We start from the raw sequence: 2,642 nt of genomic DNA, 5'->3' as shown, positions 1-2,642 counted from the left end.
GGGCGCCGCGGCTCACGCCAGCCGCTCCCGCCACTCGGCCGCCATGCGCCGCACATTCACCGGCGCCGTGCCGCCATAGGAGGTGCGCGAGGCGACCGAGGCCTCGACGCTCAGCACCTGGAAGACGCCGCTGTGGATGCGCGGCTCCTCGGCCTGCATCTCGTCCAGCGACAGGCCGGAGAGGTCGACGCCGCGCGCCTCGGCCTTGGCCACCAGCCGGCCGGTGACGTGGTGCGCGTCGCGGAAGGGCAGGCGCAGCTCGCGCACCAGCCAGTCGGCCAGGTCGGTGGCGGTGGAGAAGCCGGCGCCGGCGGCCTCGCGCAGCCGGGTCACGTCCGGCTTCAGGTCGCGCACCATGCCGGCGGTGGCGGCCAGGCAGAGCGCCAGGGTCTCGGCCGCGTCGAAGAGGCCTTCCTTGTCCTCCTGCATGTCCTTGCCATAGGTCAGCGGCAGGCCCTTCATCACCGTCAGCAGCCCGACCAGATGGCCGGAGATGCGGCCGATCTTGGCGCGCACCAGCTCGGCCGCGTCCGGGTTGCGCTTCTGCGGCATGATCGAGGAGCCGGTGGTGTAGGCGTCCGACAGCGCGACGAAACCGAAATACGGGTTGGTCCAGATCACGATCTCCTCCGCGAAGCGGGAGAGATGCATGGCGCAGATCGAGGCCGCCGAGAGGAATTCCAGCGCGAAGTCGCGGCTGGCGACCGCATCCAGGCTGTTGCGCATCGGCTGGTCGAAGCCCAGCGCCGCCGCCGTCATGTGCCGGTCGATGGCGAAGCCGGTGCCGCAGAGCGCCGCCGAGCCCAGCGGGCTCTGGTTCATGCGCGCGCGGCAATCGCCGAGGCGGGAGCGGTCGCGCCCCAGCATCTCGACATAGGCCAGCAGATGGTGGCCGAGGGTGGTGGGCTGCGCCGGCTGCAGATGGGTGAAGCCGGGCATCACCGTCGCCGCGTGCTCGTCGGCGCGCTCGACAAGGGCCTGCATCAGGTCGGCCAGCTGGCCGTCCAGCCCGTCGATCGCGTCGCGCACCCAGAGGCGGACATCGAGCGCCACCTGGTCGTTGCGGCTGCGCGCGGTGTGCAGGCGCTTGCCGGCCTCGCCGATGCGCTCGGTCAGCCGCGCCTCGATGTTCATGTGGATGTCCTCCAGCGCGGTGCTGAAGGCGAACTGGCCGGATTCGATCTCGCCGGCGATGGCGTTCAGCCCCTCGCGGATGGCGGCCTCGTCATCGGCGGAGATGATCCCCACATGCCGCAGCATGGCCGCGTGGGCGAGGCTGCCACGGATATCCTGGCGCCACATCTTGCGGTCGAAACCGATGGAGGCATTGATCTCCTCCATGATCGCCGAGGGTCCGGCGCTGTAGCGCCCGCCCCACTGCTGGTTGCCCTGGCTTCGCTGCTGACTGGACAAGGAAGGATCTGCCTCGTGTTGCTCGGACGCCGCTCCCTGCTCTCGCTCTTCGCGGCGGGGGCGACCCTAACCACGCTGCTTCCGGCACGGCAAGGGATTGCAGCGGAGGGGCTCGGCAAGCTGGCCCGCTCGGCGCCCCGGCAGCCCCCCGAATTCAGCTTCACCGATGCCGAGGGGGCCACGAAGACGCTGGCCGATTTCCGTGGCCGGCCGCTGCTGATCAATTTCTGGGCCACCTGGTGCCCGCCCTGCGTCGCCGAGATGCCGGCGCTGGACCGCACCCAGGCGGCGCTGGCGCGCGAGGGCTGGGCGGTGCTGGCGCTGTCCTCCGACCGCGGCGGTGCGGCGCAGGTGCGCGGCTTCTACGAGCGGACCGGGGTGCGGGAGCTCGAGGTGCTGCTGGACCCGCGCGGCGCCGCCGCCCGCGCCTTCGGCGCGCGCGGCCTGCCGACCAGCGTGGTGATCAACCGCCAGGGCCAGGAGGTGGCGCGGCTGGAGGGTGCGGCCGAATGGGACCAGCCCGCCTTCCTGCAGGCGCTGCGCGGCCTGGCGGGCGAGGAGACGGGCGCCACCTGACAAGGCGCTCAGGGATTGAGACGCGCTGCGATGAAATTCTGCCACGCTCTGGCTCCGGGATGCCGCATGCTCCGCCGGCCGCCAGGGGTGGCGGCACCATGGCAGGAGCCGATCATGAACGCACCGGAATGGCAGCGCCTGACCCGCGATCTGGGGGAGCAGCCGGCGCTGCGGGAGACGCTGGGCGCCGCGCTGGCGCAATGCCAGAGCCCGGAGGCGGCGGCGGCACTGCTGCAGGCGCATGGCTACCGGCTGAATGCCGGCGATCTGCCGGCCCCCGCCGCGCTGTCGGATGAGGCGCTGGACGGTGCCACGGGCGGCGCGATCATGTCCGTCGCCGGCCCCAATCTCCCGTGGAGCACCCTGTTCTGACCCCGCTTCCTGGCGACCCGCCAGCTTCCCGCAGGAGCCGATCATGAGCGCATCCGAATGGCAGCGGCTGGAGCGTGACCTGCAGGCGCAGCCCGCCCTGCGCGAGGCATTGGTGCAATGCCGCAGCCGGGAGGAGGCCGCCACCGTCGCGCAGAGCCGCGGCTATCGGGTGAGCGCCATCGACCTGCCCTCCCGGCAGGCCCTGCCGGATGAGGCGCTGGACCAGGTGACGGGCGGTGTCATCCACAATCCGGCCAATCGCTGGATTCCGTTCGACTGGT

At 71.8% G+C, this 2,642-nt stretch carries 4 protein-coding genes; 3 read left to right on the top strand and 1 reads right to left on the bottom strand.

Going from position 1 to position 2,642, the window contains the following annotated elements; all coding sequences use genetic code 11:
- Positions 1-12: 12 nt before the first annotated feature.
- A complete protein-coding gene (argH, locus tag HMPREF0731_RS21005) occupies positions 13-1,413 on the bottom strand; it encodes an argininosuccinate lyase (RefSeq protein WP_040614321.1) in 1,401 nt (466 codons plus the stop codon).
- 15 nt (positions 1,414-1,428) lie between these two features.
- On the opposite strand from argH, the gene HMPREF0731_RS21000 reads away from it, so the two are divergent.
- The 3 genes from HMPREF0731_RS21000 to HMPREF0731_RS25850 form a co-directional block, all read left to right on the top strand.
- Positions 1,429-1,989 (top strand): TlpA family protein disulfide reductase, encoded by a 561-nt coding sequence (locus HMPREF0731_RS21000; RefSeq protein ID WP_007006250.1) that lies wholly within the window; start codon positions 1,429-1,431, stop codon positions 1,987-1,989.
- Between the two features lie 114 nt (positions 1,990-2,103).
- Complete coding sequence (locus HMPREF0731_RS25855; RefSeq protein WP_007006249.1) at positions 2,104-2,361, top strand: hypothetical protein; 258 nt, start codon at positions 2,104-2,106, stop codon at positions 2,359-2,361.
- A gap of 43 nt (positions 2,362-2,404) precedes the next feature.
- Positions 2,405-2,642 (top strand): Nif11-like leader peptide family natural product precursor (locus HMPREF0731_RS25850; protein ID WP_007006248.1); only part of this gene is annotated, 238 nt, incomplete at its 3' end.

Origin of the sequence: Pseudoroseomonas cervicalis ATCC 49957, assembly GCF_000164635.1 — a bacterium.
Lineage (GTDB): Bacteria > Pseudomonadota > Alphaproteobacteria > Acetobacterales > Acetobacteraceae > Pseudoroseomonas > Pseudoroseomonas cervicalis.
Note: the sequence above shows the minus strand (reverse complement) of the source record. Positions and strands in the feature narration are given on the sequence as shown.